This is a genomic window from Streptomyces sp. NBC_00569, assembly GCF_036345255.1.
In the GTDB taxonomy this organism is placed as follows: domain Bacteria; phylum Actinomycetota; class Actinomycetes; order Streptomycetales; family Streptomycetaceae; genus Streptomyces.
Map to the genome: position 1 here is coordinate 4,875,058 of NZ_CP107783.1, position 26,918 is coordinate 4,901,975.

The 26,918-nt window shown below is 70.8% G+C and carries 24 protein-coding genes; 10 read left to right on the plus strand and 14 right to left on the minus strand.

What is annotated here, in order from left to right:
• Positions 1–299 precede the first annotated feature (299 nt).
• Positions 300–737, minus strand: a complete 438-nt coding sequence (locus OHO83_RS21900; protein ID WP_266672818.1) for an ATP-binding protein — start codon at positions 735–737, stop codon at positions 300–302.
• Positions 738–834: 97 nt separating this feature from the next.
• Complete coding sequence (gene bldG, locus OHO83_RS21905; protein ID WP_003975386.1) at positions 835–1,176, minus strand: anti-sigma factor antagonist BldG; 342 nt, start codon at positions 1,174–1,176, stop codon at positions 835–837.
• Between the two features lie 80 nt (positions 1,177–1,256).
• Here bldG and OHO83_RS21910 point away from each other — a divergent pair, with 80 nt between their 5' ends.
• Positions 1,257–3,803 carry a DEAD/DEAH box helicase gene (locus OHO83_RS21910; RefSeq protein ID WP_266672816.1) on the plus strand — a complete coding sequence of 849 codons (2,547 nt, stop codon included), beginning with the start codon at positions 1,257–1,259 and terminating at the stop codon, positions 3,801–3,803.
• Between the two features lie 75 nt (positions 3,804–3,878).
• Here the strand turns inward: OHO83_RS21910 and OHO83_RS21915 are convergent, their stop codons facing one another.
• The 7 genes from OHO83_RS21915 to ssd form a co-directional block, all read right to left on the minus strand.
• Complete coding sequence (locus OHO83_RS21915; protein WP_266672814.1) at positions 3,879–4,265, minus strand: Rv3654c family TadE-like protein; 387 nt, start codon at positions 4,263–4,265, stop codon at positions 3,879–3,881.
• A complete protein-coding gene (locus OHO83_RS21920) occupies positions 4,262–4,717 on the minus strand; it encodes a TadE family type IV pilus minor pilin (RefSeq protein ID WP_266672812.1) in 456 nt (151 codons plus the stop codon). The genes OHO83_RS21915 and OHO83_RS21920 overlap by 4 nt, the downstream gene beginning before the upstream one ends.
• Positions 4,710–4,913 (minus strand): DUF4244 domain-containing protein, encoded by a 204-nt coding sequence (locus OHO83_RS21925; protein WP_100597770.1) that lies wholly within the window; start codon positions 4,911–4,913, stop codon positions 4,710–4,712. The genes OHO83_RS21920 and OHO83_RS21925 overlap by 8 nt, the downstream gene beginning before the upstream one ends.
• Positions 4,914–5,035: 122 nt before the next feature.
• The gene (locus tag OHO83_RS21930) at positions 5,036–5,821 is read right to left on the minus strand and encodes a type II secretion system F family protein (protein ID WP_266672810.1); all 786 of its coding nucleotides are present in this window, start codon (positions 5,819–5,821) and stop codon (positions 5,036–5,038) included.
• A complete protein-coding gene (locus OHO83_RS21935; protein WP_266672808.1) occupies positions 5,818–6,738 on the minus strand; it encodes a type II secretion system F family protein in 921 nt (306 codons plus the stop codon). Before OHO83_RS21935 ends, OHO83_RS21930 begins: the two co-directional genes overlap by 4 nt.
• Before the next feature lie 95 nt (positions 6,739–6,833).
• Positions 6,834–7,979 carry a TadA family conjugal transfer-associated ATPase gene (locus tag OHO83_RS21940; RefSeq protein WP_443066102.1) on the minus strand — a complete coding sequence of 382 codons (1,146 nt, stop codon included), beginning with the start codon at positions 7,977–7,979 and terminating at the stop codon, positions 6,834–6,836.
• Positions 7,980–8,194: 215 nt separating this feature from the next.
• A complete protein-coding gene (ssd, locus tag OHO83_RS21945; protein WP_266672805.1) occupies positions 8,195–9,313 on the minus strand; it encodes a septum site-determining protein Ssd in 1,119 nt (372 codons plus the stop codon).
• Between the two features lie 594 nt (positions 9,314–9,907).
• Between ssd and OHO83_RS21950 the strand changes: the two genes are divergently transcribed.
• Positions 9,908–10,753, plus strand: coding sequence for an HAD family hydrolase (locus tag OHO83_RS21950; RefSeq protein ID WP_266672804.1), 846 nt, complete (start codon positions 9,908–9,910; stop codon positions 10,751–10,753).
• A 403-nt stretch (positions 10,754–11,156) separates the two neighbouring features.
• On the opposite strand, the gene OHO83_RS21955 is transcribed toward OHO83_RS21950, so the two are convergent.
• Positions 11,157–11,981 carry an oxidoreductase gene (locus tag OHO83_RS21955; RefSeq protein ID WP_266672803.1) on the minus strand — a complete coding sequence of 275 codons (825 nt, stop codon included), beginning with the start codon at positions 11,979–11,981 and terminating at the stop codon, positions 11,157–11,159.
• A gap of 101 nt (positions 11,982–12,082) precedes the next feature.
• Here OHO83_RS21955 and OHO83_RS21960 point away from each other — a divergent pair, with 101 nt between their 5' ends.
• Complete coding sequence (locus tag OHO83_RS21960) at positions 12,083–13,063, plus strand: ATP-binding protein (RefSeq protein ID WP_266672802.1); 981 nt, start codon at positions 12,083–12,085, stop codon at positions 13,061–13,063.
• Positions 13,064–13,091: 28 nt separating this feature from the next.
• Here the strand turns inward: OHO83_RS21960 and OHO83_RS21965 are convergent, their stop codons facing one another.
• Complete coding sequence (locus tag OHO83_RS21965) at positions 13,092–14,378, minus strand: hypothetical protein (protein WP_266672801.1); 1,287 nt, start codon at positions 14,376–14,378, stop codon at positions 13,092–13,094.
• A gap of 345 nt (positions 14,379–14,723) precedes the next feature.
• On the opposite strand from OHO83_RS21965, the gene OHO83_RS21970 reads away from it, so the two are divergent.
• The 6 genes from OHO83_RS21970 (at position 14,724) to OHO83_RS21995 (ending at position 22,711) form a co-directional block, all read left to right on the plus strand.
• A complete protein-coding gene (locus OHO83_RS21970; RefSeq protein ID WP_266672799.1) occupies positions 14,724–17,081 on the plus strand; it encodes a bifunctional SulP family inorganic anion transporter/carbonic anhydrase in 2,358 nt (785 codons plus the stop codon).
• A gap of 121 nt (positions 17,082–17,202) precedes the next feature.
• Entirely contained in the window at positions 17,203–19,203 is a 2,001-nt protein-coding gene (gene acs, locus OHO83_RS21975) for an acetate--CoA ligase (protein ID WP_266672797.1), read from the plus strand.
• Positions 19,204–19,411: 208 nt separating this feature from the next.
• Entirely contained in the window at positions 19,412–20,815 is a 1,404-nt protein-coding gene (gene nhaA, locus OHO83_RS21980; RefSeq protein ID WP_266672795.1) for a Na+/H+ antiporter NhaA, read from the plus strand.
• A 99-nt stretch (positions 20,816–20,914) separates the two neighbouring features.
• A complete protein-coding gene (locus OHO83_RS21985) occupies positions 20,915–21,424 on the plus strand; it encodes a phage holin family protein (protein WP_266672793.1) in 510 nt (169 codons plus the stop codon).
• The gene (locus OHO83_RS21990) at positions 21,421–22,371 is read left to right on the plus strand and encodes an alpha/beta fold hydrolase (protein ID WP_266672791.1); all 951 of its coding nucleotides are present in this window, start codon (positions 21,421–21,423) and stop codon (positions 22,369–22,371) included. The genes OHO83_RS21985 and OHO83_RS21990 overlap by 4 nt, the downstream gene beginning before the upstream one ends.
• Before the next feature lie 151 nt (positions 22,372–22,522).
• Positions 22,523–22,711, plus strand: coding sequence for a hypothetical protein (locus OHO83_RS21995; protein ID WP_266672789.1), 189 nt, complete (start codon positions 22,523–22,525; stop codon positions 22,709–22,711).
• Between the two features lie 36 nt (positions 22,712–22,747).
• Here OHO83_RS21995 and OHO83_RS22000 read toward each other — a convergent pair whose 3' ends face one another.
• From OHO83_RS22000 to nth, 3 genes are read right to left on the minus strand one after another with little or no spacing between them, the layout of a single operon-like run.
• Positions 22,748–23,947, minus strand: coding sequence for a MarP family serine protease (locus OHO83_RS22000; protein WP_266672787.1), 1,200 nt, complete (start codon positions 23,945–23,947; stop codon positions 22,748–22,750).
• A gap of 13 nt (positions 23,948–23,960) precedes the next feature.
• Positions 23,961–24,677, minus strand: a complete 717-nt coding sequence (locus OHO83_RS22005) for an NUDIX hydrolase (RefSeq protein ID WP_266672785.1) — start codon at positions 24,675–24,677, stop codon at positions 23,961–23,963.
• A gap of 59 nt (positions 24,678–24,736) precedes the next feature.
• Positions 24,737–25,681 (minus strand): endonuclease III, encoded by a 945-nt coding sequence (gene nth / locus OHO83_RS22010; protein WP_266672783.1) that lies wholly within the window; start codon positions 25,679–25,681, stop codon positions 24,737–24,739.
• A 456-nt stretch (positions 25,682–26,137) separates the two neighbouring features.
• Here nth and OHO83_RS22015 point away from each other — a divergent pair, with 456 nt between their 5' ends.
• Positions 26,138–26,812 (plus strand): Crp/Fnr family transcriptional regulator, encoded by a 675-nt coding sequence (locus tag OHO83_RS22015; RefSeq protein WP_100596519.1) that lies wholly within the window; start codon positions 26,138–26,140, stop codon positions 26,810–26,812.
• The last annotated feature ends 106 nt before the right edge of the window (positions 26,813–26,918 follow it).

The following is a 26,918-nucleotide window of genomic DNA, read 5'->3' on the forward strand; positions in this document are numbered from 1 at the left end:
ATGTGGACGGATTGTAGGGAGCGGCGCCTGATCAAAACAGTGCGCGAGAAACGGAATTTGCCATCCGTTACTACCCGGCAAAAGATCGTCCAACACGATGGGCGCACAAGAAGCAGTAATGCCCTGAAAGCATTGAGGCTTGATCCAATTATGATCGACGATCTAGGAAACGCAAAAGGGCCCTGCTCACCGGGGTGAGTGCAGGGCCTAGAGCCAGAAACGATCACACGGGGACACCGCCGGGCGGAGCCACGGGCGGGTGGGTCAGGGGGCGTCGCGTGGACGCCGGGGGGATCGCGTCAGGACGGAAGAGTCGCCGGCGTGGTCGGCCAAGTCATCCGAATGAGTCCACCGGACTCGTCCGTGGTGACCTCCACGTCGTCTACGAGGCCACTGATGACGGCGAGGCCCATGTCGTCCTCACCCTCCGCCTCCAGATCGTCCGACCCGCCGGGCGCGCCGGACGACTCATCGCCCGGAACACTCCGCGGAGCCTCGTCCCCGACCTCGATGGAGAACTGCTTCTCCTCCTCGGTGAGAAGTACCCGAACGGGTGCAGTGATACCGCCACTCCGGTGAAGACCCACGGCGCGGCTGCAGGCCTCGCCGACAGCGAGCCTGACCTCGTCGAGCACGGCCTCGTCCACTCCGGCCCTGCGCGCCACCGCGGCCGCCACCAGGCGGGCGGTTCTGACGTGCTCGGGCTGCGCGCTGAATCGGAGTTCGACGGTGGCCATGCATCCCCCTCGGATGTACGGGCGTGCTCTGAAGGGACCGGGCCATCGGCCCGGCCCCCACTTCCGCTCAGCCACCGGCCTGTGGGCCGGTGACCGATCAGTCGGTAGCCGCTACGGCTTCCTCGACCGAGGTGTGGATGGGGAACACCTTGGTCAGGCCGGTGATACGGAAGATCTTGAGAATGCGCTCCTGGTTGCAGACCAGTCGCAGCGAGCCCTCATGGGCCCGCACTCGCTTCAGTCCGCCCACCAGCACGCCGAGCCCGGTGGAGTCGAGAAAATCGACTCCCTCCATGTCGACGACAAGGTGGAAACTGCCGTCGTTCACCAGCTCGACCAGCTGCTCTCGCAGCTTGGGCGCGGTATATACATCGATTTCGCCACCGACCTCGACGACCGTACGATCGCCGACGGTACGGGTCGACAGGGACAGGTCCACGGATCCTCCAGCACCTTGCTATCGAGCGGTCGTCCCTCGGGACACCTCGGCAGAGCCCCCGGGACGGATCGCCAGCCGCGATGGCATTCAATCACTTACCGGCAGGCGTGCACGACGCCTTAGGAGCATTGTCCGTCACGCCAGTGACACACTCGGTGCCGATGGCCAAGAATCACCGTCGCGGACAACCCACGCCGGACACCGCTTCCCGCCCCTCTCCAGGGGCGATTCTCGACCGGCTCACCTCGGGTCCGAGCCGGGCTTCGCGCATCACTCATACGGAGCACTTGCCCCCTCGACCGGGTCGTCATGCCGTATGGCCCGACCGCATCCGATCCGAGGTCATCGCCGCCATCCAGTCGGCCGGAATCGAGCATCCCTGGGCCCACCAGGCACTCGCTGCCGAGCACGCGATGGACGGCGAGTCGGTCGTCGTCTCCACCGGAACGGCCTCCGGAAAGTCCCTGGCGTACCTCGTCCCGGTGCTCTCCCGGCTCCTCGACGGCTCCGAGGCACCGAACGGGCGTGGCGCGACCGCGCTCTACCTCGCGCCGACGAAAGCCCTCGCCGCGGACCAGTGCCGATCGGTGAAGGAACTTTCACAACCGCTCGGCACGGCGATCCGCCCCGCGGTCTACGACGGCGACACCCCCGTCGAGGAACGCGAGTGGGTGCGGCAGTACGCCAACTACGTCCTGACCAACCCCGACATGCTGCACCGCGGGATATTGCCCTCACACCCCCGCTGGTCCTCCTTCCTCAAATCGCTCAAGTACGTCGTCATCGACGAGTGCCACACCTATCGCGGCGTCTTCGGGTCCCACGTCGCCCAGGTCCTGCGCCGTCTGCGCCGTCTGTGCGCCCGCTACGGCTCGGAACCCGTGTTCCTGCTGGCGTCCGCCACCGCCGCCGACCCGGCCGTCGCTGCGGAGCGCCTGACGGGTCTCCCGGTCCTCGAGATCGCCGACGACGCCTCGCCCCGCGGAGAGCTCGTCTTCGCCCTCTGGGAGCCCCCTCTCACCGATCTCCACGGCGAGAAGGGCGCCCCCGTCCGCCGCACCGCCACCGCCGAGACGGCGGACCTGTTGACCGACCTGACCGTGCAGGGCGTCCACTCCGTGGCCTTCGTACGCTCCCGGCGCGGCGCCGAGCTGATCTCGGTGATCGCCCAGGAACGCCTCGCCGAGATCGACCGCTCCCTCGCCCGCCGCGTCGCCGCCTACCGCGGCGGCTACCTGCCCGAGGAACGCCGCGCCCTCGAACGCGCCCTGCACTCCGGCGAACTCCTCGGCCTCGCCGCCACCACAGCTCTCGAACTCGGCATCGACGTCTCGGGGTTGGACGCCGTCGTCATCGCCGGCTATCCGGGTACCAGGGCATCGTTGTGGCAGCAGGCGGGCCGCGCGGGACGGTCGGGGCAGGGTGCGCTCGCCGTTCTCGTCGCCCGCGACGACCCACTGGACACCTACCTCGTCCACCACCCCGAAGCCCTCTTCGACCAGCCGGTGGAGTCCACGGTCCTGGACCCCGACAATCCGTACGTCCTCGCCCCCCATCTGTGCGCGGCCGCCGCCGAACTCCCGCTCACCGACGACGACTTGCGCCTCTTCGGCTCGACGACCGCCGAGCTGCTCCCCCAGCTGGAGGAGGCGAAGCTGCTGCGCCGCCGCACCAAGGCCTGGCACTGGACCCGCCGCGAGCGCGCCGCCGATCTGACGGACATCCGCGGCGACGGCGGCAGCCCCGTACAGATCGTCGAGGCGGGTACGGGACGCCTCCTGGGCACCGTGGACGCCGGCTCGGCTCACACGACCGTCCACGACGGCGCGGTCCACCTCCACCAGGGCCGCACATACCTCGTGAAGCACCTGGACCTGGAGGACTCGGTCGCCCTCGTCGAGGAGGCCAACCCGACCTACTCGACCACCGCCCGCGACACCACCGCCATCTCCGTCCTGGAGACGGACATCGAAGTCCCCTGGGGCGACGGCCGGTTGTGCTACGGCTCCGTCGAAGTCACCAATCAGGTCGTCTCCTTCCTGCGCCGTCGCCTCATCACCGGCGAAGTCCTCGGCGAGACCAAACTCGACCTGCCTCCCCGCACCCTCCGCACCCGCGCCGTGTGGTGGACGGTGACGGAGGACCAACTCGACGCGGCCCGCGTGAACCCGGAGATCCTCGGCGGCGCGCTCCACGCCGCCGAACACGCCTCCATCGGCATGCTGCCGCTGTTCGCCACCTGCGACCGCTGGGACATCGGCGGCGTCTCCATCCCGCTCCACCCGGACACCCTGCTGCCAACGGTCTTCGTGTACGACGGCCATCCCGGCGGGGCGGGGTTCGCGGAGCGTGCGTTCCACACGGCCCGTGAATGGCTGACGGCCACGCTCGAAGCGATCGCCTCCTGCGAGTGCGAGGCGGGCTGCCCGTCCTGCATCCAGTCCCCCAAGTGCGGCAACGGCAACGACCCCCTCCACAAGCGTGGCGCGGTACGGCTGCTGAGGGTCCTGCTCAGGGACGCGCCATCGGCGGGGACGCCGCCGGCTGCGGCGGCCCCTGCGGCGCAGGCCGCGCCCGAGGTGCGGCCTGCATCGCAGGATCGGGAACCCGGTCAGGACGCCGATTGACTACTCTTGCGCGGCCCCTCACCCGGGATCGCGGCCCTTCACCCGGGATCAGAGTGACCGGCCGGATCAGCCGGATCAGCCCGGACCTGCCGGGTCGGTCGGGACCTCAGGTGACACCGGCCCCGCTGGCCCCGCCCGAGCCCTGGCCTCCGTCGTCAGCGGCGCCGAGCCGGCCGCCGCGGTGACATCGGAGACCTCTCCGTACACCGCACACCGCACGAGCCGCGTGCCCTGGGCGGCCGCCACCCTCGCCGCGTGGGCGCAGGCCTCCTTCCGGCCCTCCATCCAGTGGTCGGCGGCCGCGAGAGCCGCCAAGTCGGCTGCCCCGCCTGCCCGGTGGCGTACGACGACGGCCTGCCCCATGGTCAGTACGCATCCGAAGACCAGCCCGAGCGCGGCCATCGCCATCACTGCCCACACGGTCGCGGAACCCCGGTCCTCAGGCTTCCTCCGCCACCTCATGACTCATCCACCGCCCCTGCTGTCCCGGCTGCCTCGTCCGCCTCAGCGCTCCCCACCGGCTCCTCAGCCGACCCCACCGTCTCCTCTGCCAATGCCACAGCGTCGGCCCTCAGATGGATGTTCAGCACCCCCGGCCCGGGCGCGGCGGCCTCGACGGCGACGCGGACCAGGTCACCCTCCCGGCTCACGGCGACCTTCGCGCCACGCGGCGCGACCCTCTTCGCCGTCTCCACGGCCGACCCCTGCGGGTCCTGGCGGGCGAGCGCCCTGGCGCCCGCCCTGGCCGCGTCCACGCACTGGATCTGCGCGGACGCTGCCATCAGCGCCCAGACCAGCGCCAGCGTGAAGGTCACGAGCACCGGCAGCACCACGGCTGCCTCCGCCGTCACGAACCCCCGGTCACCGGCACGCCGCTCACCGGCCCTTCGCCTGCGCGGGCCGGCCCTACCCATGGAGCGCCCTCTCGACGATGCCCTGCAGCGCGGCCTGCACCTGTCCGCTGGTCAGCACCTTCAGCAGCAGCCCGGCGAACCCGACCGCCGCGATCAGCCCCATCGCGTACTCGGACGTGACCATCCCCGCGTCCCGCCTCGCCGCACGCATCCGACGCACCCACATCCCGGCACGCGCCCGCATCACTCCGTACATCCCAACCCCCATGAAGTTCCTCGAAGTTCCTCTGACGTTCGTTCCTCACCGGCCGACGCCCACATGGCGTGCACCGAACTCGGACCGGGTCACGCACCGGCCCGGGCCGCCCCCTCGGCCTCTCACCGACCTCCCAACAGCCCGCCGGCCACCCCGATCACCACGGGCAGCACTCCGATGGCCACGAACGCGGGCAGGAAACACAGGCCCACCGGCGCCGTGATCAGCACGGCCGCCCGGCGTGCCACCGCGGCGGTCGCTCGCCCTCGCTCGGCCCGGGCCTCCGCGGCCAGCCGCGCCACCGGCTCCGCGGCCGGGGCACCCGAATCACCGGCCCGCTCAAGAAGCCCGGCCAGCGCACCGGCCCCGGGTATCGACGCCAACTGCCGCCACGCGGCGCGCGGTTCGCCGCCGAGCCGCACCTGGGCCGCGCCCCGTGCCAGCACCTCCCCGACCGGCCCGCCCAGCGACTCCCCCACCGCCCTCGCCGCCCTCACGGGATCGGCGCCGGCGGCGATGCACGCGGCCAGCAGATCAGCGGCCAAGGGCAGCTGCCGACGCGCCTGTGCGTGAGCGGCCTCCGAGGACGACGCCACGTCGGCCGCCGCGCGTGTCCTTCGCCTCCACCGCCACACCCCGAACGCCGCGACCAGCCCCAGACCCAGCCCGGCCGCCCCGCCCACCAGCACGTATCCGGCACACACCGCCCCCATTGACGGCCCCCACCGGCCGACGGCGCCCCGGACATCCACACCCCGCCCCGCAGGCTTCTCAGCCACGGCCTCCAGCACCGCGCTCAACCTCCGCAGCAGCGCCCGTTCCCTGCGACGTACCGCCACCTCGTGCACGACCCACCCCAAAGCCGCCACGACGCACAGCACGAGCCCCAGCCTGTGGACAACGTTCATCGCTCCTCCGCTCCCCGTACGATCCGCAGCGCCCACCACAGCCCCGCCGCCTCCAACACCCCACCGACCAGTAGGCACCCGAACCCCGCACCGGTGTGCAAAAGCACCCTCAACGGCCGCGCCCCGAGCACACTCCCGAGCAACAGCCCCAGAACGGGAAGCCCCGCGAGCATCACCGCCGTCGATCGCGCCCCGGCCAACTGGGCGCGCAGATCCGCCCTCTGGTCCCGCTCGGCCCGCAACGCCCCCGCGAGGCGCTCCAGCCCGGCCGCGAGCCCGGCACCCCGGTCCACCGCCACTCGCCAGCACGCCGCGAGCCCCAACATCCCCTCGGCCCCCGGCTCCCGCGCCGCCTCCCGCAGGGCCCCAGGCACGTCCCCACCGAACCGGGCAGCAGCCACCACCGCCCCATCGCCGGCGCGCGAGCCGCCCACGCCCGCTCTCGTCTCGCCCTCCTCACGAACCGCCACGATCAGCGCCTCCCCCGGCTGCCGCCCCGCCCGCACCTCCCCCGCCAGCACCCCGCACAGCGAGATCACCGCGTCCGCCCGACGCTCCCGCACCCGTCGCGCCTCCCGGTCCCGCCGCACCCGCGCCGCCAGGGGCACCCCCGCCGCGCTCACCACCAGCGGCACCAAGGACGCCCCGAGGACCGCGACCACGGCTCCTGAGACCAGCACCCACCACTCCCACCGCTCCCGCCACCGCGCCCAACCCTCACGCCACGCCCGCGCACCCCACGGCACACCGCCGTCGGAACCCAGCAGCTCCCTCGCCCGCCGCACCTCCCGCCCGTGCCCACCACCGGCAACCCAGACCGCGGCCCCCACACAGACCAGAGCCGCCCCACCACCAGGCCCCACACCGACCCCCACCGCCCCAACTCCAGCCACAACAACCGCTCCCTCCACGGACATCACCCCTCATCAACCCCCGCCCTGCCCAAAGCCCCGCGCCGCCCAGCCACCCCGGCCAACCCCCACACCCGCCCCACTCCAGCCCCGACACACGCCTAACCCCCCTCCGCGAACTCCCCGAGCAACCCCCGCAACCGCCCCCACCCCCGCTCCCGTACGAACTCCCCCTCGCCCCACCGCAGCGCAGGCACCGTGACCACCCAGCCCGCCGCGTCGCGTTCCAGAACATGGACCTCGGCGATGCGACGACGGCCCCTCCGGTCCCGTACGAGGTGGAGAACCACCGACAGGGCCGCCGCCAACTGGCTGTGCAGGGCGCCGCGATCGAGGCCGGCCGCCGTCCCCAGGGCCTCTAGGCGGGCGGGCACATCATGGGCGGCGTTCGCGTGGACCGTGCCGCAGCCCCCTTCGTGGCCCGTGTTCAGCGCGGCGAGGAGCGCCACCACCTCCGGGCCCCGCACCTCGCCCACCACAAGGCGGTCCGGCCGCATGCGCAGCGCCTGACGTACCAGGTCGTCCAGGGCCACGAGCCCCGCCCCTTCCTGGTTGGCCGACCGCGCCTCGAGCCGCACCACATGCGGATGGTCGGGCCGCAGCTCGGCGGAGTCCTCGGCGAGCACCACGCGCTCGCCCGGCCCCACCAGGCCGAGCAACGCGCTCAGGAGCGTCGTCTTCCCGGACCCCGTACCGCCGCTGATCAGGAAGGACAGCCGGGCGTCGAGAAGAGCCCGAAGCACTCGGTCCCCGCCGGGCGGCACCGTGCCCGCCGTCACGAGCTCCTCCAGCGTGAAGGCACGCGGCCGCACCACCCGCAGCGACAGGCACGCGCAGCCGACGGCGACGGGCGGCAGGACGGCGTGCAGCCGGGTACCGTCCGGCAGCCGGGCGTCGACCCACGGCCTCGCGTCGTCCAGGCGCCGCCCGGCCACCGCCGCGAGCCGCTGCGCGAGCCTGCGCACGGATGAGGTGCTCTCGAACGCGATGCCCGTCAGCTCAAGGCCACCGCCCCGATCCACCCACACCCGGTCGGGTGCGGATACCAGCACGTCGGTCACCGAGGGGTCGGCGAGCAGAGGTTCAAGTGGTCCCGTGCCCACGAGTTCGGAGCGCAACTGACCGGCCGCACCCAGCACTTCGGCGTCCCCGAGGAGCTTGCCTTGGGCCCTGAGCGCCTCCGCCACCCGTGCCGGGGTCGCCTCCGCGCCGTTCTCCGCGAGCCACTGCCGCACCCCGTCCAACATGCGCGCGCCCACGACCCCACTCACGCGCCGCCCACCGTCATCACCGACCACACCCGTACTCACAGCCCACCCCCGTCGACCCGCCACACCCACAGCGCACCCGCAGCACACCCGCACCCGCACTCACAACCACGCCCACATGCCGACCACCGAACCCCCGCGTCCCGCCCGCGCCCAAGCCCACATGCCGACCACCGCGCCTCCACACCCCGCCCTCACGCCCCACTTCCCTCAGCCGCCACGAGCGGCACCCGCTCCCAAAAGGCCGTGCAGAACCGGGCGAGCGGCCCCCGGGCCGCACCACCCGGCGGCAGTCCGCCGCCATCGGCCGCCAACAGCGCACCCTCCGCCGGAAGTTCACCGACAAGCGGAAGCCCGAGAAGCCGTGCGACCTCCTCCGGATCGAGGAGGCCGGCCGCCCCGCGCGAAGGCCCCACGACCACGCGCAGGTCACGCAGCACCATCCCCACGCCGGAGGCGACCCGTTTCGCCGCCGCGACGGCCCTCAGCTCCGGTGGCACCACGAGCAGCCCCAGATCCAGCTGGGCCAGCGCCTCGGCCGCCCCTTCGTCGACCCGGCGCGGCAGATCCACCACCACCGCTCCGCCCCGCCGCCGTGCAGCGGCCAGCACCGCCCGTACGGCTTCGGGTGGGACCGCCACCGTGTCGCCCCGGTCCCAGCTCAGTACCCGCAGGGCGTGCAGCTCGGGCAGCGACTCCTCCAGCGCACCCCCCGCGACCCGCCCCCGCGACTCCGCGAACGCCGGCCACCGCATCCCTTCCGCGGCTTCCCCGCCGAGCAGCACGTCGAGCCCGCCGCCGAGCGGATCCGCGTCGACGAGGAGTGTGCGCCGCCCGGTCCTCGCCGACGTCACGGCGAGCGCGCACGCCAGCGTGGACGCCCCGGCACCGCCTCGCCCGCCGATCACCCCGACGGTGAGCGCGGGCCTCCCCACGCCTTCGGCCACGTCGGCGATCCGGTCCATCAGCCACTGCTCGCCGTCCGGCAGCATCAGCACATGGTCGGCGCCGATCTCGACGGCCCGCCGCCACACCCCCGAATCGTCCTGATCACGCCCCACCAGCACGACACCACGTCGCCGCGCCACACCCCGTACCCGCTCGACCGCGTCGTCCCCGACGAGCACCAGCGGCGCCGATTCCCAGCTTCCTCTGCGCTCCGGCACCCCGTGATGGACCTCGGGCCGCGCGCCGGCCGCGGCGCACAGCCGCAGCAGGTCGTCCAGCAGGTCCACGTCCTCGGTCACGATCAGCGGTGTGCGCCGCCGCCCGTCGGCGACCGGTGCCCGGTCGCATGTGATGGCTCCCGCCACGATTTCCGCCCCCTCGCTCGCTGCCCCGCTCGCACCTGCGAGCCGGCCACTCCCCTCGCGCAGCCGGACCCGGCCGACAGCCCTACCGACTGCCCGACCGGCAAACGGAACCGGTAATGAACACCGGTCCCGACTTCGCGAGTGGAATCACCGTGCAGCGATCCCGGAAATCGTGTGGATCTTGGTCAATTACTGTGGACAAGAGAGTGCTTGTGAATATCCCCATCACCCATACCGGTGACATCACTTGTGCCGTCTAGGGCGACCGCTCAACTACTCTCTCCACACCTTCCGCAGAGCAGCCTCTCGACTACACACGGTGACGTAGATCGGGCGCGAGGTGGCGTCCGTCGGAAGCGCGTCGCGGGGCGACAGAAGGATGGAGAACGCAAAAGTCCGGACCCGAAGTGGGTCCGGACATGCGACGACCCCCGCCGGGGGGGAGAGCGGGGGTCGTCCCCACGGTCCGACTCGGGGGGGGAGGAGCCAGACCGGGTTAGCACGGTCGCGAACGATCCGTGACTTCCATGGTGTACCCGAGAGCCTTCTCAGGCAAACCCACGCGCCAGAGCTTACGCCGAATGGTGGGCGCCTATGCTCAGGCTCGTGGAAAACCACTCCTTGACCCACTCGATGCCTCGCACTGCCGCGTTCTTTGACCTGGACAAGACGGTCATTGCGAAGTCGAGCACGCTCACCTTCAGCAAGTCGTTCTACCAAGGCGGGCTGATCAACCGCAGGGCGGTACTACGGACCGCGTACGCGCAGTTCGTGTTCCTCTCCGGCGGCGCCGACCACGACCAGATGGAGCGGATGCGCGAGTACCTCTCGGCACTGTGCCGCGGGTGGAACGTGCAGCAGGTGAAGGAGATCGTCGCCGAGACGCTCCACGACCTGATCGACCCGATCATCTACGACGAGGCCGCGTCGCTCATCGAGGAGCACCACACCGCGGGGCGCGACGTGGTGATCGTCTCCACGTCCGGCGCGGAGGTCGTCGAGCCGATCGGCGAACTCCTCGGCGCGGACCGAGTGGTGGCCACGCGCATGGTGGTGGGCGCCGACGGCTGCTTCACGGGCGAGGTGGAGTACTACGCGTACGGGCCGACGAAGGCGGAGGCGATCGAGGAGCTCGCCCGGTCCGAGGGGTACGACCTCTCACGCTGCTACGCGTACAGCGACTCGGTGACCGATGTGCCGATGCTGAAGGCTGTCGGCCACCCCTTCGCGGTCAATCCGGACCGGGCACTCCGCCGTGAGGCGCTCGCGCGCGAGTGGCCGATTCTCGACTTCAACCGGCCTGTCCGACTCAAGCAGCGGCTGCCCACTCTGTCCGCGCCGTCGCGGCCCGCCCTCGTCGCGGCCGCCGCCGTCGGCGCCGCGGCGGCCACCGCGGGCCTGGTCTGGTACGCCAGCCGCCGACGCGCCACGGCCGGCTGACCGGCCCCTTTGCGAAGGCCCGCCACACGGCCGCCGAACAGACCCGCACTCGGCTGCCCGCTTTACCCCTGATTGAACCTAAAAGTAAAGAAGTACGGCCAGGGGTTTCGCTTCCTCGACACCTGGAGTACAAATAAGGCAACGGCCCGCGAGACCAAGGGACATCCGAGAGGATCACCTTAAAACGCAACCAAGGCCCCACGGACCGAGCATGAACGCCAGGCACCCACGCGACGTCGACCCGTCGATTACGGGCCAGCCGCACCAGGCCACGGGCTAAGTTCCCGACCTGATGGGCAATTTTCGAGGACGCTTGGTAACCAGGTGAACATGCCAGCGGCGGTACGAGGACTCGTACCGCCGCAACCCTTTTCAGGGACTTTCCAGGAACCCGTCGCGGCGCCTACGCCGCTCCGCGCTGGAGCGCCTCGCACACCGCCGTCGACTCCCTGGCACCGAACTCCACGGACCGCCCGCAGTGCGCGATCCATGCGGCAACCCCTTCCGGAGTGCCCGACACGTAGCCTTCGAGCGCGGCCAGATACTCCGCGCGCCCCTGCTCCGCGTGTCCCACCTCGGCCGGACAGATCGACTTGGGATCGAGACCGCTGCCCACCAGGACGATGCGCTCGGCCGTGCGCGCGACCAGGCCGTTGTGCGACCCGAAGGGCCGCAGCGCGAGCAGTTCGCCGTGCACGACAGCCGCGGTGACCAGGGCCGGGGCCGAGCCGCCCGCAATGATCAAGCCGGAGAGCCCTTCGAGTCGGCCCGCCACTTCCTGCGCGTCCGGCAGCGGCAGCTCGACCAGCGGCTCGTCCACCGGCTCGCCTCCCTGACGGGGGCGCCCCACCGTGTCGCCGTTGCCGGCCGCCGCCACGAGGTGCAGACGGGCGAGGACCCGCAGCGGGGACTGCCGCCAGATCGACAGGAGCTGGCCCGCCTCCGCCGTCAGCCGCAGGGCAGCGCCGACGGTGCGCGCCTCCTCGTCCCCGCCCGCGCCGCTGAAGTCGGAGCGCCTGCGCACCTCTTCGAGCGGCCAGTCGGCGCCGGACAGCGCCGCGCTGCCCCGGGCGCCGCGCAGCGCGGCCTCGGAGGTGACCGCAGTACTGCGACGTCGCATGACCCGGTGGCCGTAGACCCGGTCCACGGCCTTGCGCACGGAGTCCACGGAGTCGGCCACGCCCGGAAGGGCCCCGAGGGCGGCAAGGGGGTCGGCTGTCGTACTCATGGGTACGACCCTACGCAGTTCAGGGCCCCACCCCACGAAGGAGTGGTCTTCTTCACGCCCCCCGGACACGAACAGCGACACTCCCACTACTCTTGGTGAACATGAAGATCGCTTTCGTGGGGAAGGGCGGCAGCGGGAAGACCACGCTGTCCTCGCTCTTCGTCCGTCACCTCGCCGCCATGGGCGCCCCTGTCATCGCGGTGGACGCCGACATCAACCAGCACCTGGGGCCCGCGCTCGGTCTCGACGACGACCAGGCGGCCGAACTGCCCGCCATGGGCGCACGCCTCCCCCTCATCAAGGACTACCTGCGCGGCTCGAATCCACGGATCGCCTCCGCGGACACGATGATCAAGACGACCCCGCCCGGCGAGGGCTCGCGCCTTCTGCGGGTACGCGAGAACAACCCGGTGTACGACGCATGTGCGCGACCCGTGGAACTCGACGGCGGGGCCGTGCGTTTGATGGTCACGGGCCCCTTCACCGAAGCCGACCTCGGCGTCTCCTGCTACCACTCCAAGACCGGAGCGGTGGAGCTGTGTCTGAACCATCTCGTCGACGGCCGCGACGAGTACGTGGTCGTCGACATGACCGCGGGTTCGGACTCCTTCGCCTCCGGCATGTTCACCCGCTTCGACATGACGTTCCTCGTCGCCGAGCCCACGCGTAAGGGGGTCTCGGTCTACCGCCAGTACATGGAGTACGCACGGGACTTCGGCATCACGCTGAAGGTCGTGGGGAACAAGGTGCAGGGCCAGGACGACCTCGACTTCCTCCGCGCGCAGGTGGGGGACGACCTGCTCGTCACCGTCGGGCACTCCGACTGGGTACGCGCCATGGAGAAAGGCCGCCCGCCCCGGTTCGATCTCCTGGAGGAGCCCAACGCGGCCGCCCTGCGCACGCTCAGGTCCGCCGCGGACGCCGCCTACGCGGGCCGCGACTGGGAGCGCTACACACGCCAGATGGTCCACTTCCACCTGAAGAACGCGCAGAGTTGGGGAAACGCGAAGACGGGCGCCGACCTGGCTGCCCAGGTCGACCCCGCCTTCGTCCTCCGGGAGAGTGTGGCCGCCACCGCCTGACCGGCGCGACCACGCCCGACCGGCTCGGCTACTGCTTGACCGCCGGCGCTCCCGGCACCCCCTTGGGTGCCGGGGCGGGGCTGGTCGACATGAAGGATGCCCAGCCCCGCGCGGGGGCCTCTCCGACGCCCAGTGTGGTGAGCCGTTTCAGGGTCCGCGGGTCCTGGGCGTCCAGCCAGTCGGCGAGCTGGCGGAAGGAGACGCAGCGCACCTCGGGCTTGTTGCACACGGTGTGGATGGTCTCGCCGACGGCGCGCATGTAGGTGCCGCCGTTCCAGGACTCGAAGTGGTTGCCGATGACCAGCGGCGCGCGGTTGCCGTTGTAGGCGCGGTCGAAGCCCTGGAGGAGGCTGTCGCGCATCTCGTCACCCCAGAACTTCTGCTTGTCGGGGTGGCCCTGGGTCGCGGTGCCCGACTGGTCGACCATGAAGTTGTAGTCCATGGTGAGCTGCTCGCCCTTGTGCCCGGGGAAGGGCACGAGCTGCATCGACAGATCCCACAGGCCGTCGTTCTTGTTGGGCCAGATCTGGTCGTTGACCCCGCTGGTGTCGTAGCGGAAACCGAGGTCGTGGGCCGCTCGCCGGAAGTTCTTCTGACCCTCCAGGCACGGGGTTCGGGCGCCGATGAGCTCCTTGTCGTAGTCGAAGGGGAGCGGTGCGGCGTTCTTCATGCCCGTGTTCGTCTTCCAGAACTTCACGAAGGACTTGGCCTGGCCGATCTCGCTCTTCCACTCGGCCACCGACCACTCGCCGACGCCGCCGCCCTTGCCGCAGAAGTGGCCGTTGAAGTGCGTGCCGATCTCGTTGCCCTCGAGCCAGGCCCCGCGGAGCTGGTCCACGGTGTCCCTGATTCCCTGCTCGTCGTTGAAGCCGATGTCCGAGCTGCCCGGTGAGTGCTGCGGCGGCCGGTAGAGGTCGCGCTTCTCCTTCGGGAGCATGTACACGCCGCTGAGGAAGTACGTCATCGTCGCGTTGTTCTGCCTGGCGACCTTGCGGAAGTGGGAGAAGAGCTTCCGGCTGTCCTCTCCCGCACCGTCCCAGGAGAACACCACGAACTGCGGCGGCTTCTGGCCGGCCTTGAGGCGCTCGGGCCTGGGCAGATGCGGCTGGCTTCCGGTGAACGCGGTCGAGCCGTCCCCGATCAGCCGCATCACGTTCCCTGGCGCGGGGGCAGGGCCGGGGGCCGCCTCGTTCGGGCCGAGAGCGCCGTTCCGGGGGCCGGTCCCCTGGTGGTCACCGATGGCACAACCGGAGAGGGCTGCGGCACACGCCGCGACGGCGGTGAGGCCCGCGGCGAGCTTCGTGGTGGCGGCCATGTCCGCCCACCTTCTTCCTTGGTCTCTTCGGCTCGGATCTCTTCACGCCCGGGCAGGCGCAGTGCGGAGAAATGCCGCATTTACCGACGACGCCGCCAACGTCACACGAGGCCCGAGAAAGAATTAATACGACAAGCCGAAGAAAGACCTCATTCACCCATCGAGGTGAACAACTGCCCCATTTGCTCCGAAAATACGTCCACAACCTTTACTCTGCATTACGATCCATTTACCGAACGTTGATTTATCCCGCCGCTGCACGCCGTGATCCACGGCCGCGACCCTGCCCCGCCACAGACGGGGCCCCTCATTCCGCGACCGCGCTGCCCCGGAGGAGACGGGAACATGTCAGCCTGCGTCCCCACGCGCCCCGCCGATCCGACACGGACCGACGAATCCAGCCGCACCCATCCACCCCACAGCCCGCCGCCGAAGCCGCCCCGCCGCCTCCGCATCTCGGGCGCCGACCTGTCCGCGTCCGGGGCGGTCTTCCTGATCGCCCTGCCGCTGTCCCTAGGAATCGCCCTGGCCACCGGGGCCCCGCTCCAGGCGGGACTCGTCGCCGCCGCCGTCGGCGGACTCGTGGCCGGCCGCCTCGGCGGCTCGCCCCTCCAGGTCAGCGGCCCCGCCGCCGGCCTCACCGTCGTCACCGCCGACCTCATCCACCGTTACGGCTGGCGGACGACCTGCGCGATCACGGTCATCGCCGGAATCGCCCAACTCGGCCTCGGCTGCCTGCGCGTGGCCCGCACCGCGCTCGCCGTGTCCCCCGCCGTCGTCCACGGCATGCTCGCCGGAATCGGCGTCACCATCGCGGTCGCCCAGGTGCACATCGTGCTCGGCGGCACCCCCCAGAGCGCCGTTCTCGACAATCTCCGTGCGCTGCCCGCCGAGTTGACCCACGTGGACCTGGCCGCGCTGCTCCTGAGCATGCTGACGCTCGCGGTCCTCTTCGCCTGGCCCCGAATCCCCGGACGCGCCGGTCGGGCCCTGCGAAGAGTGCCCGCCGCGCTCGTCGCCGTCGCCTGCGCCACCGCGACCTCCGCGTTCGCCGGGATCACCGTGACCAGGGTCGACCTGCCGTCCTGGAGCAGCCACGCCCTGGCCGGCCTGCCCGAAGGGCCCGTCATGGGCCTCGTGGCGGCCGTCCTGACCGTGACGCTCGTGTGCAGCGTGCAGTCGCTGCTCGGCGCCGTCGCCGTGGACAAGCTCGCATCCTCGAAGCCCGCCCTGCGCCCGGAGGCACGCCGCTCCGACCTCGACCGGGAACTGCTCGGTCAGGGAGCTGCCAACATCGTCTCCGGCACCCTCGGCGGCCTCCCCGTGGCCGGGGTCGCCGTCCGCAGCGCCGCGAATGTGAACGCGGGCAGCGAGAGCAGGAACTCCACGATGCTGCACGGCGTTTGGGTAGTGGTGGCCGCGCTCCTGATGGTCCCGGTGCTCGAGCAGATCCCCCTCGCCTCACTCGCCGCCCTGGTGATGGCCGTCGGCATCCAGATGGTGTCCCTGCACCACATCCGTACGGTCACGCGCCACCGCGAGGTCCTCGTCTACGCCGTGACGACGCTCGGCGTGGTCGCCCTCGGCGTACTCGAGGGCGTGGCCCTCGGCATCGCGGTCGCCGTCGGCGTCGCCCTGCACCGGCTCACCCGCACCCGGATCACCCACACCGTGGACGAGACGGGCACCCCGGGCCAAGGCGGGACACATCACGTACGGGTGCGCGGGCAGCTGACCTTCCTCGCCGTCCCCCGCCTCAGTCGCGTACTGCACCAAGTACCCCAAGGAGTGTGCTGTGTCGTGGAGTTGGACGGGTCCTTCATGGACCATGCCGCGTTCGAGTCCCTGCAGGACTGGCAGAAGTCGCATGTCGCGCAGGGCGGCAAGGTCGAGGTGACCGGGCGGGCGGGTACGCGTATCGCCGAGCCCGCGTCGACGTCGAACTCCTGCTGCCGGCCCTGGACCCCCTGGCGCAACCACCACTGTGACCGCCCGCAGACCGAGACCACCGAGCCCGCGACAGGTGGTGGCGGGTATCAACTGGCCAGCGGAATCAGCGCGTTCCAGCGGAACACGGCGCCGCATGTCAGAGACGAACTGGCCCGGCTCGCCCGTGAGGGGCAGCGTCCCACCCAGCTGTTCCTGACCTGCGCCGACTCCCGGCTCGTGACGTCGATGATCACCTCGAGCGGCCCCGGTGACCTCTTCGTCGTCAGGAACGTGGGGAATCTCGTGCCACTGCCGGGCGCCGAGAGCGGTGACGACTCGGTCGCCGCGGCCATCGAGTACGCCGTCGACGTACTGAAGGTGCAGTCGATCACGGTGTGCGGGCACTCCGGCTGCGGCGCGATGCAGGCACTGCTCAACAGCCCGCCCGAGGGCGGCGCGCAGACACCCCTGAAGCGGTGGCTGCGGCACGGCCTGCCGAGCCTTGCCCGCATGGCGGTCGCGAACCAGCCATGGGCGCGGCTCGCCGGGCGCGCCCCCGCCGACGCGGTCGAGCAGCTCTGCCTGACCAATGTCGTCCAGCAGTTGGAGCATCTGCGGGCCCACGAGTCGGTGGCCCGCCGACTCCAGGAGGGCTCGCTCGAGCTCCACGGGATGTACTTCCACGTGGGTGAGGCACAGGCCTATCTGCTCACCGAGCAGCCCGACGAGGTGTTCGACCAGGTGGAGCCGGAGGCCGAACTGCGCCCTGCGTGAACCCGTCCGTGAGAGCGTGCGTGCTGGTGAGTGACGCCATCGGCACGTACGCGTAAGGCCCAACAGGTCTAAACCATTATTCGGACCCCCCTTGTCACCGAGGGGGGCCGTCTGATGAGCTGTGGTCTGGGACACAACGGACACCCTGGGAAAGGGAGATGTCGTGAGCAACGAAAGCCTGGCCAACCTTCTTAAGGAAGAGCGAAGGTTTGCGCCGCCGGCCGACCTGGCGGCCGCCGCCAACGTCACCGCGGAGGCGTACGAACAGGCCAAGGCTGACAGGCTCGGCTTCTGGGCCGAGCAGGCCCGTCGGCTGACCTGGGCCACCGAACCGACCGAGACCCTCGACTGGTCGAACCCGCCGTTCGCCAAGTGGTTCGCGGACGGGAAGCTGAACGTCGCGTACAACTGCGTCGACCGCCACGTCGAGGCCGGGAACGGCGACCGGGTCGCCATCCACTTCGAGGGTGAGCCGGGCGACAGCCGGGCCATCACCTACGCGGAGCTCAAGGACGAGGTCAGCCGGGCGGCCAACGCGCTGACCGAGCTGGGCGTGCAGACGGGCGACCGCGTCGCCGTCTACCTGCCGATGATCCCCGAGGCCGTCGTCGCGATGCTGGCGTGCGCGCGCATCGGCGCCGCGCACTCGGTCGTCTTCGGCGGATTCTCGGCCGACGCCATCGCGGCCCGTATCCAGGACGCCGACGCCAAGGTCGTCATCACGGCCGACGGCGGCTACCGGCGCGGCAAGCCGTCCGCGCTCAAGCCCGCCGTCGACGACGCGGTCAGCCGCGTCGAGGGGGTCGAGAAGGTCCTCGTCGTCCAGCGCACCAAGCAGGACGTCGCCTGGACCGAGGGCCGCGACGTGTGGTGGCACGAGATCACGCAGAAGCAGTCGGCGCAGCACACGCCCGAGGCGTTCGACGCCGAGCAGCCGCTGTTCATCCTCTACACGTCCGGCACGACGGGTAAGCCCAAGGGCATCCTGCACACGTCCGGCGGCTACCTCACGCAGGCCTCGTACACCCACCACGCGGTGTTCGACCTCAAGCCGGAGACCGACGTCTACTGGTGCACGGCCGACATCGGCTGGGTCACCGGGCACTCGTACATCACCTACGGCCCGCTCTCGAACGGCGCGACGCAGGTCATCTACGAGGGCACCCCGGACACCCCGCACCAGGGCCGCTTCTGGGAGATCGTGCAGAAGTACGGGGTGACGATCCTGTACACGGCGCCGACGGCGATCCGCACGTTCATGAAGTGGGGGGACGACATCCCCGCCAAGTTCGACCTGAGCAGTCTGCGGGTCCTCGGTTCGGTCGGTGAGCCGATCAACCCCGAGGCCTGGATGTGGTACCGGAAGAACATCGGCGCCGACAAGTGCCCCATCGTGGACACGTGGTGGCAGACCGAGACCGGCGCGATGATGATCTCGCCGCTGCCCGGTGTCACCGAGACCAAGCCGGGCTCCGCCCAGCGCGCCCTCCCCGGCATCTCGGCGACGGTCGTGGACGACGAGGCGCGGGAAGTCCCCGACGGGGGCGGCGGTTACCTCGTCCTGACCGAGCCGTGGCCGTCGATGCTGCGCACCATCTGGGGCGACGACCAGCGGTTCATCGACACGTACTGGTCCCGCTTCGAGGGCAAGTACTTCGCCGGTGACGGTGCCAAGAAGGACGACGACGGCGACATCTGGCTGCTCGGCCGGGTGGACGACGTGATGCTGGTCTCCGGCCACAACATCTCGACCACCGAGGTCGAGTCGGCGCTCGTCTCGCACCCCTCGGTCGCCGAGGCGGCGGTCGTGGGCGCGGCCGACGAGACGACGGGGCAGGCCATCGTGGCCTTCGTGATCCTGCGCGGCACGGCGTCCGCCGACGACGAGGGTCTCGTCGCCGACCTGCGCAACCACGTGGGCGCGACACTCGGCCCGATCGCCAAGCCGAAGCGGGTCCTGCCCGTGGCCGAGCTGCCCAAGACCCGCTCCGGGAAGATCATGCGGCGCCTGCTGCGTGACGTCGCGGAGAACAGGGAACTGGGCGACGTCACGACCCTGACGGACTCGTCCGTCATGGACCTCATCCAGACCAAGCTCCCGGCCGCGGCGAGCGAGGACTGACCGCACCGCACACCACGAAAGGGGCACCCGGCGCCGAACGCGCCGGGTGCCCATTTCGTGCGTAAAGTGACGATCACCAGCTATGGCCCGCGTACACCCGGTAGGGTGAAAGCTCAACTGGTGTGCCGGGAAGTCTGGTCGGCAACGCCGTCGGCGACCCCTCGTCGGCGCGTTCGCGAAAGCCGAACCCGACCGGAGGTCGTCCCCCGTGGCCGCGCCCGCCCCCAGCAAGAACAGCCGTAAGGCACTCGGCCGCCTCTCCCTTCCCGAGCGTACGTTCGTGGCGGACGCCCTGCGTGCCGAGACCGTCGGCGGAGTGCTGCTCCTCGTCGCCGCGATCGCCGCCCTCGTCTGGGCCAACACCCCGCTCAGCGGCAGCTACGAGTCCGTGAGCGACTTCCACATCGGCCCCTCCGCGCTCGGTCTCGACCTGTCCATCGAGCACTGGGCCGCCGACGGGCTGCTCGCGGTGTTCTTCTTCGTGGCCGGTATCGAGCTCAAGCGCGAACTCGTCGCGGGTGACCTGCGCGACCCCAAGGCGGCCATGCTGCCCGTCGCCGCCGCGCTCTGCGGCATGGCGGTCCCCGCGCTCGTCTACTTCCTCGTCAACATCACGGGCGGCGGCTCGCTCGACGGCTGGGCCGTGCCGACCGCCACCGACATCGCGTTCGCGCTCGCCGTACTCGCCGTCATCGGCACCTCGCTGCCGTCCTCGCTGCGCGCGTTCCTGCTCACGCTCGCCGTCGTCGACGACCTCTGCGCCATCCTGATCATCGCGATCTTCTTCACCAGCGACATCAATTTCGCCGCCCTCGCGGGCGCCGTCGTAGGCCTCGCCGTCTTCTGGCTGCTCCTGCGCAAGGGCGTACGCGGCTGGTACGTCTACGTGCCGCTCGCCCTCGTCATCTGGGGCCTGATGTACAACAGCGGCATCCACGCCACCATCGCCGGTGTCGCCATGGGGCTCATGCTGCGCTGCACCCGGCGGGACGGCGAGGAGCGCTCGCCCGGCGAGCACATCGAGCACCTGGTGCGCCCGTTCTCGGCAGGGCTCGCCGTACCGCTGTTCGCCCTGTTCAGCGCGGGCGTGGCGGTGTCGGGCGGCGCTCTGGCCGACGTGTTCACCAAGCCCGAGACCCTCGGTGTGCTGCTCGGGCTCGTCGTCGGCAAGGCGGTCGGCATCTTCGGCGGGACCTGGCTCACGGCCCGCTTCACCAGAGCCTCGCTCTCCGACGAACTGGCCTGGCCCGACGTGTTCGCGGTCGCGTCCCTGGCCGGCATCGGCTTCACCGTCTCGCTCCTCATCGGCGAACTCGCCTTCGCCGAGAACCCGCTGCTGACCGAGGAAATCAAGGCGTCCGTCCTGATGGGCTCGCTCATCGCGGCCGTCCTGTCGAGCGTCCTGCTCAAGATCCGTAACGCCAAGTACCGCGCGATGTGCGCCGAAGAAGAGCGCGACGAAGACCTCGACGGCATCCCGGACATCTACGAGGAGGACAAGCCGGAGTACCACTTGCGGATGGCGGAGATCTACGAGAAGAAGGCCGCCGAGCACCGCAGGCTTGCCGAACTGACGGGCGGGGCAAGCGACGGGAGCAGCCGTCCGGCATGATCTGACAGCGGGTCCGCTCACGAGCGCGGGCCCGCGGCACCTGCCACACCCGATACACAGCCCGCTTCACAAGCCCGCGAAGAGACGAGGGAGTACGCGATGAGCGCACCCGACGGCACACCGGTCGGCGCCGAGCGCAGCATCGGCCAGCTGGTCGCCACGGCCACGACCGAGATGTCCGCGCTGGTGCACGACGAGATCGCCCTGGCGAAGGCCCAGCTCAAGCAGGACGTGAAGCGGGGTGCGGTCAGCGGCGGCGCCCTGTCGGCGGCCGGCGTGGTCCTGCTCTTCTCGCTGCCCATGCTGAGCTTCGCGCTCGCCTACGGGATCCAGGCCTGGACCGGCGGGCACAACGGTGAGGGCGGCTGGAACCTCGGCTGGTGCTTCCTGCTCTCCTTCGCGGCGAACGTGCTGGTGGCCGCCCTGCTCGCCCTGATCGGCGTCGTCTTCGCAAAGAAGGCCAAGAAGGGCAAGGGTCCGCAGAAGGTCGCCGCCTCGGTCAAGGAGACGGCAGGCGTACTGGGGAACGCCAAACCGCACCCCCGTCAGGTGGCCCCGGCGAACCGAGTCGGCGACACGGTCGAGGCTGTGGCACGCTCGTCTTCATGACGGACCCCGCCACCCCTTCGGCCCATCCCGCCTCGGTCGTACGCATCGGCGTCCCGGGCGGCGGCGAGCTGACCCACCGGGACGTCGCCGCCAACGGCGCGCGCTTCCATATCGCCGAGATGGGCGACGGGCCACTGGTCCTGCTCCTGCACGGCTTCCCCCAGTTCTGGTGGACGTGGCGGCATCAGATGGTGGCCCTCGCCGACGCCGGGTTCCGGGCCGTGGCCATGGACCTGCGCGGCGTCGGCGGCAGCGACCGCACCCCCCGCGGCTACGACCCGGCGAACCTCGCCCTCGACATCACGGGCGTCGTACGGTCTCTCGGCGAGCCCGACGCGGCACTCGTGGGGCACGACCTGGGCGGCTACCTCGCGTGGACCGCGGCCGTCATGCGTCCCAAGCTGGTGCGCCGGCTCGTGGTCTCCTCGATGCCGCACCCCCGGCGCTGGCGCTCGGCGATGCTGTCCGACGTCAAGCAGACCACGGCGGGCTCGTACGTCTGGGGCTTCCAGCGGCCGTGGGTGCCGGAGCGTCAGCTCGTCGCGGACGACGGCGCCTTGGTCGGCCGGCTGATCCGGGACTGGTCCGGGCCGCGCCTCCCCGACGACGAGGTCGTGGACGTGTACCGGCGCGCCATGTGCATCCCGTCCACGGCGCACTGCTCGGTCGAGCCGTACCGGTGGATGGTGCGGTCGATGGCCCGTCCGGACGGCATCCAGTTCAACCGGCGCATGAAGCGTCCCGTGCGGGTTCCGACGCTGCATCTGCACGGCTCGCTCGACCCCGTGATGCGTACGCGCAGCGCCGCGGGCTCCGGCGAGTACGTCGAAGCTCCTTACCGCTGGCGGCTGTTCGACGGTCTGGGGCACTTCCCGCACGAGGAGGACCCGGTCGCGTTCTCCAACGAACTGGTCAGCTGGCTGAAGGACCCCGAGCCCGACCGGTGACGTCCGCGCGGCCGCCCTCGCACGATCGGGTGACGCGTTCGAGCCATGTCCGGGAACAACTGTCCTTCGAACTGCCAATTGCCTGGCGCATAGGCCAATTGGGGGGCGTGCGCGCGATTACCGACCTTGGGGCACGGGCACACGTCGGGGTATGGGCTGGACGCACGACTACAGTGACGCAGCACGCAACCGCCGCTCAGCCACGGTGCTGAGCCGTCACCCGGGGGGTGGCCCGCAGGGATCGGGCCATGACCGAACCCCTCCGGGGATCAACATTCCCCGCATCCTGCGCCGTCGGGCCCGCTGGGTCTCGGCCCGGCTGCGGCACACGCGCGACTGACGCGTCACCGGCCGGGCCTGCACCCCCTCCAGAACCTCACAGGGCGCAGCTGTCGCTGTCCACCTGCTGGTTGGCCGTGCGGCCGCGGGCGATGTCCGGGCTGATCTCGTCGCGGGTGAGCGCGTACCCGGTCTGGGCGCTGTCGAGTGACTTCGCGAAGACCACGCCGTACACCTTGCCTTCGGGCGTGAGCAGCGGGCCGCCGGAGTTGCCCTGGCGGACGGTCGCGTAGAGCGAGTACACATCGCGTCGCACGGTGCCGCGGTGGTAGATGTCCGGGCCGTTGGCCGTGATGCGGCCGCGTACGCGCGCGGGACGGACGTCGTACGCGCCGTTCTCCGGGAAGCCGGCGACGATCGCGCTGTTGCCGCGCTCGGCGTCCGTGGACGTGAACTGGAGCGGGGGCGCCTTCAGCGTCGGCACGTCGAGTACGGCGATGTCGCGCTTCCAGTCGTAGAGGACGACCTTCGCCGCGTACATCCGGCCCTCGCCGCCGATCTGCACGTTCGGCTCGTCCACGCCGCCGACCACGTGTGCGTTCGTCATGACGCGGCGGTCGGCGAATACGAAGCCCGAGCCTTCGAGGACCTTGCCGCAACTCGGGGCCTGGCCGGTCACCTTGACGATGGAGCGCTTGGCCGTCTGCACGACCGGACTGTTCGCCAGCCTCGGGTCGGGGGGCTGGACCTCGGTGATCGGCTCGTTCGAGAACGGGGTGAAGACCTGCGGGAAGCCGTTCTGCGCGAGCGCCGAGGAGAAGTCCGCGAACCAGGAGTTCGCCTGCGTGGGCAGGGCTCTGGACACGCCGAGCAGGACCTTGGAGTTGCGCACCTCCTTGCCGAGCGTGGGCAGCGTCGTGCCGGCCAGGGCCGACCCGATGAGCCAGGCGACCAGAAGCATCGCCACCACGTTCACCACGGCGCCGCCCGTGGCGTCCAGAGCTCGGGCCGGCGACCAGGTGATGTACCGGCGCAGCTTGTTCCCCAGGTGCGTGGTGAACGCCTGCCCCACGGAGGCGCAGACGATGACCACGATGACGGCGACGACGGCCGCCGTCGTACTCACCTTGGCCCCGTCCGTCACCGCGCTCCAGATGGCGGGCAGGACGTAGACCGCGACGAGACCGCCTCCCAGGAAGCCGATCACCGACAGGATGCCGACGACGAAGCCCTGGCGGTAGCCCACGATCGCGAACCACACGGCGGCTACGAGCAGCAGGATGTCCAGCACATTCACGTGGGCCACCCTGTCATGACCGCCAGTCGAGTGGGACCTGCTTACTGCGGTCCCAGGGGCGCTCCCAGCCCGCGTAGTGCAGGATCCGGTCGATCACTCCGGCCGTAAAGCCCCAGACCAGGGCCGATTCGACGAGGAACGCCGGGCCCTGGTGGCCTCTCGGGTGGACCGCCGTCGCGCGGTGGCGCGGATCCGTGAGATCCGCCACGGGCACCGTGAAGACGCGGGCCGTCTCCGCCAGGTCGACCGCCTGCACCGGCGTCGGTGTGTGCCACCAGCCGAGGACCGGCGTCACCACGAAGCTGCTCACCGGGATGTACAACTTCGGCAGGACGCCGAAGAGCTGGACGCCGCGCGGATCGAGCCCGGTCTCTTCCTCCGCCTCGCGCAGGGCGGCGCGCAGCGGCCCGTCCGTACGCGGATCGCCGTCCTCCGGGTCGAGGGCGCCGCCCGGGAAGGACGGCTGGCCCGCGTGCGAGCGCAGCGATGTGGCCCGCTCCATGAGCAGCAGCTCCGGGCCACGCTCGCCCTGCCCGAAGAGGATGAGGACGGCGGACTGCCGTCCGGCTCCGCTCTCGGGCGGCAGGAAGCGGCTCATCTGGAGCGGCTCGACCGTGTCCGCGGCCTTCACTACCGGGTCGAGCCACTCGGGCAGCCCTTCCCGGCTCAGCCGCACTGGCTCGTACTTCGTCACCCGCTCCTCGTGCGTCTCACTGTGTGCATGTGTCATAGGCACCCCCGTCCAACTGAACACAACGCCTGTGTCCCCGCCGTTCGTTCCGCGATGCGTCACTCCCCCGTGGCGGGCGGCGCGGTGGCACCGAGCGGGGGCGCCGGGATACCTCCGGCGTCCAGGTAGGACTGCGGGGGCTTCAGTCGCTGGCCGGGGAAGCCGCCCTTCTCGTACTTCAGGAGCTTCTTCGCCTTCTCCGGGTCGGTCTCGCCCTCCCCGTACGCCGGGCAGAGCGGGGCGATCGGGCAAGCACCGCAAGCGGGCTTGCGGGCGTGGCAGATCCGGCGGCCGTGGAAGATCACGCGATGCGAGAGCATCGTCCAGTCGCTCTTCGGGAAGAGCTCGCCGACGGCCTTCTCGACCTTGTCCGGGTCGGTCTCTTCCGTCCACTTCCAGCGCCGCACGAGCCGCCCGAAGTGCGTGTCCACGGTGATCCCGGGCCGCCCGAAGGCGTTGCCCATCACGACGAAGGCGGTCTTGCGGCCGACGCCCGGCAGCTTGACGAGGTCTTCGAGACGCCCGGGGACCTCGCCTGCGAACTCGTCCCGCAGGGCTGCCGCGAGCCCCATGATCGACTTCGTCTTGGCGCGGAAGAACCCGGTGGGCCTGATCAGCTCCTCGACCTCCTCGGGGTTCGCGGCCGCGAGGTCCTCCGGGGTCGGGTACCTGGCGAAGAGGGCGGGCGTCGTCTGATTGACCCGCAGATCGGTGGTCTGGGCGGACAGCACCGTGGCGACGAGCAACTGGAAGGGGTTCTCGAAGTCCAGCTCCGGGTGGGCGTACGGATACACCTCGGCGAGCTCACGGTTGATGCGCCGGGCGCGCCGGACGAGGGCGGTACGGGACTCGGGCTCGGCGGCGGCCTTCGTCACGGACTTGGCCGACTTCGCGGCGGCCGCCTTCGTCACGGACTTGACCGGCTTCGCGGCAGCGGCCTTCTTCTTCACCGACTTGGCCGCGGCGGCCTTCTTCGCGGGCTCGGCGGCGACGGCCTTCTTCACCGGCTTCGCGGCGCCGGTCTTCTTCGCGGCAGCACGCTTCCCTCCGGAACCTGCGGCACCACCGGAGCCCGCGGCACCCCCGGCACCACCAGCACCCTTCCCCGCGGAGACCGCAGGACCGCCGGCACCACGAGTCCCTTTTACCCCTTTTGCCGCTTTCTTGGGCGCAGCCGAGGCCTGTTCGCCCACAGCGGAATTACGTCCTGCGGTCACCGTCCCAGCCCCCTTGGCCTGTGCTCTCACCGGCGTTTTGGACACTCGGCCAGCCTAAAGGCAGCCGCTGACATCCGCCGTGGACCCCGCAGATCAGTCCTCGATTGGCCCCCTCCCCCACAGCTTGCGGCGCCCGTGCGGCAGACTTGTGCCTGAGTGACTGATCACACCGTTTGGACCGTCCGGCAAAATGGGGAGCGGGAACACGGTCCCCGGATGCAGGTCGACATAGGAGAGAAACTCGTGGACGACGTTCTGCGGCGCGCCCCGCTTTTTGCGGCGCTCGATGATGAGCAGGCCGCGGAGCTCCGCGCCTCCATGAGTGAGGTGACCCTCGCGCGCGGCGACGCCCTCTTCCACGAGGGCGACCCCGGAGACCGCCTGTACGTGGTCACCGAGGGCAAGGTGAAGCTCCACCGCACCTCCCCCGACGGCCGCGAGAACATGCTCGCGGTGCTCGGCCCCGGCGAGCTGATCGGCGAGCTCTCGCTGTTCGACCCGGGCCCGCGCACGGCGACCGCCTCCGCGCTCACCGAGGTCAAGCTCCTCGGCCTGGGCCACGGCGACCTCCTGCCCTGGCTGAACGCCCGCCCCGAGGTGGCCTCCGCTCTGCTGCGCGCCGTCGCCCGGCGCCTGCGCAAGACCAACGACCAGATGTCCGACCTGGTCTTCTCGGACGTGCCGGGCCGCGTGGCCCGCGCGCTCCTGGACCTCTCCCGCCGCTTCGGCGTGCAGTCGGAGGAGGGCATCCACGTCGTGCACGACCTGACGCAGGAGGAGCTGGCCCAGCTGGTCGGCGCCTCCCGCGAGACGGTGAACAAGGCGCTCGCGGACTTCGCGGGCCGCGGCTGGCTCCGCCTGGAGGCCCGCGCCGTGATCCTCCTCGACGTCGAGCGCCTCGCCAAGCGCTCGCGCTGACACCTTCGTACACCGGGTCCCGTCTCCCTCCGGGGAGGCGGGATCACCCGTTCACCGCCGCGAAAAATACCGGGACCAGGGCCGCCCGAACCGGCACAGTGGACCC

What these genes read in the sequence shown, in the direction of transcription:
- OHO83_RS21900 (WP_266672818.1), bottom strand. Translation starts at nt 737, where the DNA reads ATGGCCACCGTCGAACTCCGATTCAGCGCGCAGCCCGAGCACGTCAGA.
- OHO83_RS21910 (WP_266672816.1), top strand. Translation starts at nt 1,257, where the DNA reads ATGGCATTCAATCACTTACCGGCAGGCGTGCACGACGCCTTAGGAGCA.
- OHO83_RS21915 (WP_266672814.1), bottom strand. Translation starts at nt 4,265, where the DNA reads ATGAGGTGGCGGAGGAAGCCTGAGGACCGGGGTTCCGCGACCGTGTGG.
- OHO83_RS21920 (WP_266672812.1), bottom strand. Translation starts at nt 4,717, where the DNA reads ATGGGTAGGGCCGGCCCGCGCAGGCGAAGGGCCGGTGAGCGGCGTGCC.
- OHO83_RS21925 (WP_100597770.1), bottom strand. Translation starts at nt 4,913, where the DNA reads ATGTACGGAGTGATGCGGGCGCGTGCCGGGATGTGGGTGCGTCGGATG.
- OHO83_RS21930 (WP_266672810.1), bottom strand. Translation starts at nt 5,821, where the DNA reads ATGAACGTTGTCCACAGGCTGGGGCTCGTGCTGTGCGTCGTGGCGGCT.
- OHO83_RS21935 (WP_266672808.1), bottom strand. Translation starts at nt 6,738, where the DNA reads ATGTCCGTGGAGGGAGCGGTTGTTGTGGCTGGAGTTGGGGCGGTGGGG.
- OHO83_RS21940 (WP_443066102.1), bottom strand. Translation starts at nt 7,979, where the DNA reads ATGTTGGACGGGGTGCGGCAGTGGCTCGCGGAGAACGGCGCGGAGGCG.
- OHO83_RS21950 (WP_266672804.1), top strand. Translation starts at nt 9,908, where the DNA reads ATGCTCAGGCTCGTGGAAAACCACTCCTTGACCCACTCGATGCCTCGC.
- OHO83_RS21955 (WP_266672803.1), bottom strand. Translation starts at nt 11,981, where the DNA reads ATGAGTACGACAGCCGACCCCCTTGCCGCCCTCGGGGCCCTTCCGGGC.
- OHO83_RS21960 (WP_266672802.1), top strand. Translation starts at nt 12,083, where the DNA reads ATGAAGATCGCTTTCGTGGGGAAGGGCGGCAGCGGGAAGACCACGCTG.
- OHO83_RS21965 (WP_266672801.1), bottom strand. Translation starts at nt 14,378, where the DNA reads ATGGCCGCCACCACGAAGCTCGCCGCGGGCCTCACCGCCGTCGCGGCG.
- OHO83_RS21970 (WP_266672799.1), top strand. Translation starts at nt 14,724, where the DNA reads ATGTCAGCCTGCGTCCCCACGCGCCCCGCCGATCCGACACGGACCGAC.
- OHO83_RS21985 (WP_266672793.1), top strand. Translation starts at nt 20,915, where the DNA reads ATGAGCGCACCCGACGGCACACCGGTCGGCGCCGAGCGCAGCATCGGC.
- OHO83_RS21990 (WP_266672791.1), top strand. Translation starts at nt 21,421, where the DNA reads ATGACGGACCCCGCCACCCCTTCGGCCCATCCCGCCTCGGTCGTACGC.
- OHO83_RS21995 (WP_266672789.1), top strand. Translation starts at nt 22,523, where the DNA reads ATGGGCTGGACGCACGACTACAGTGACGCAGCACGCAACCGCCGCTCA.
- OHO83_RS22005 (WP_266672785.1), bottom strand. Translation starts at nt 24,677, where the DNA reads ATGACACATGCACACAGTGAGACGCACGAGGAGCGGGTGACGAAGTAC.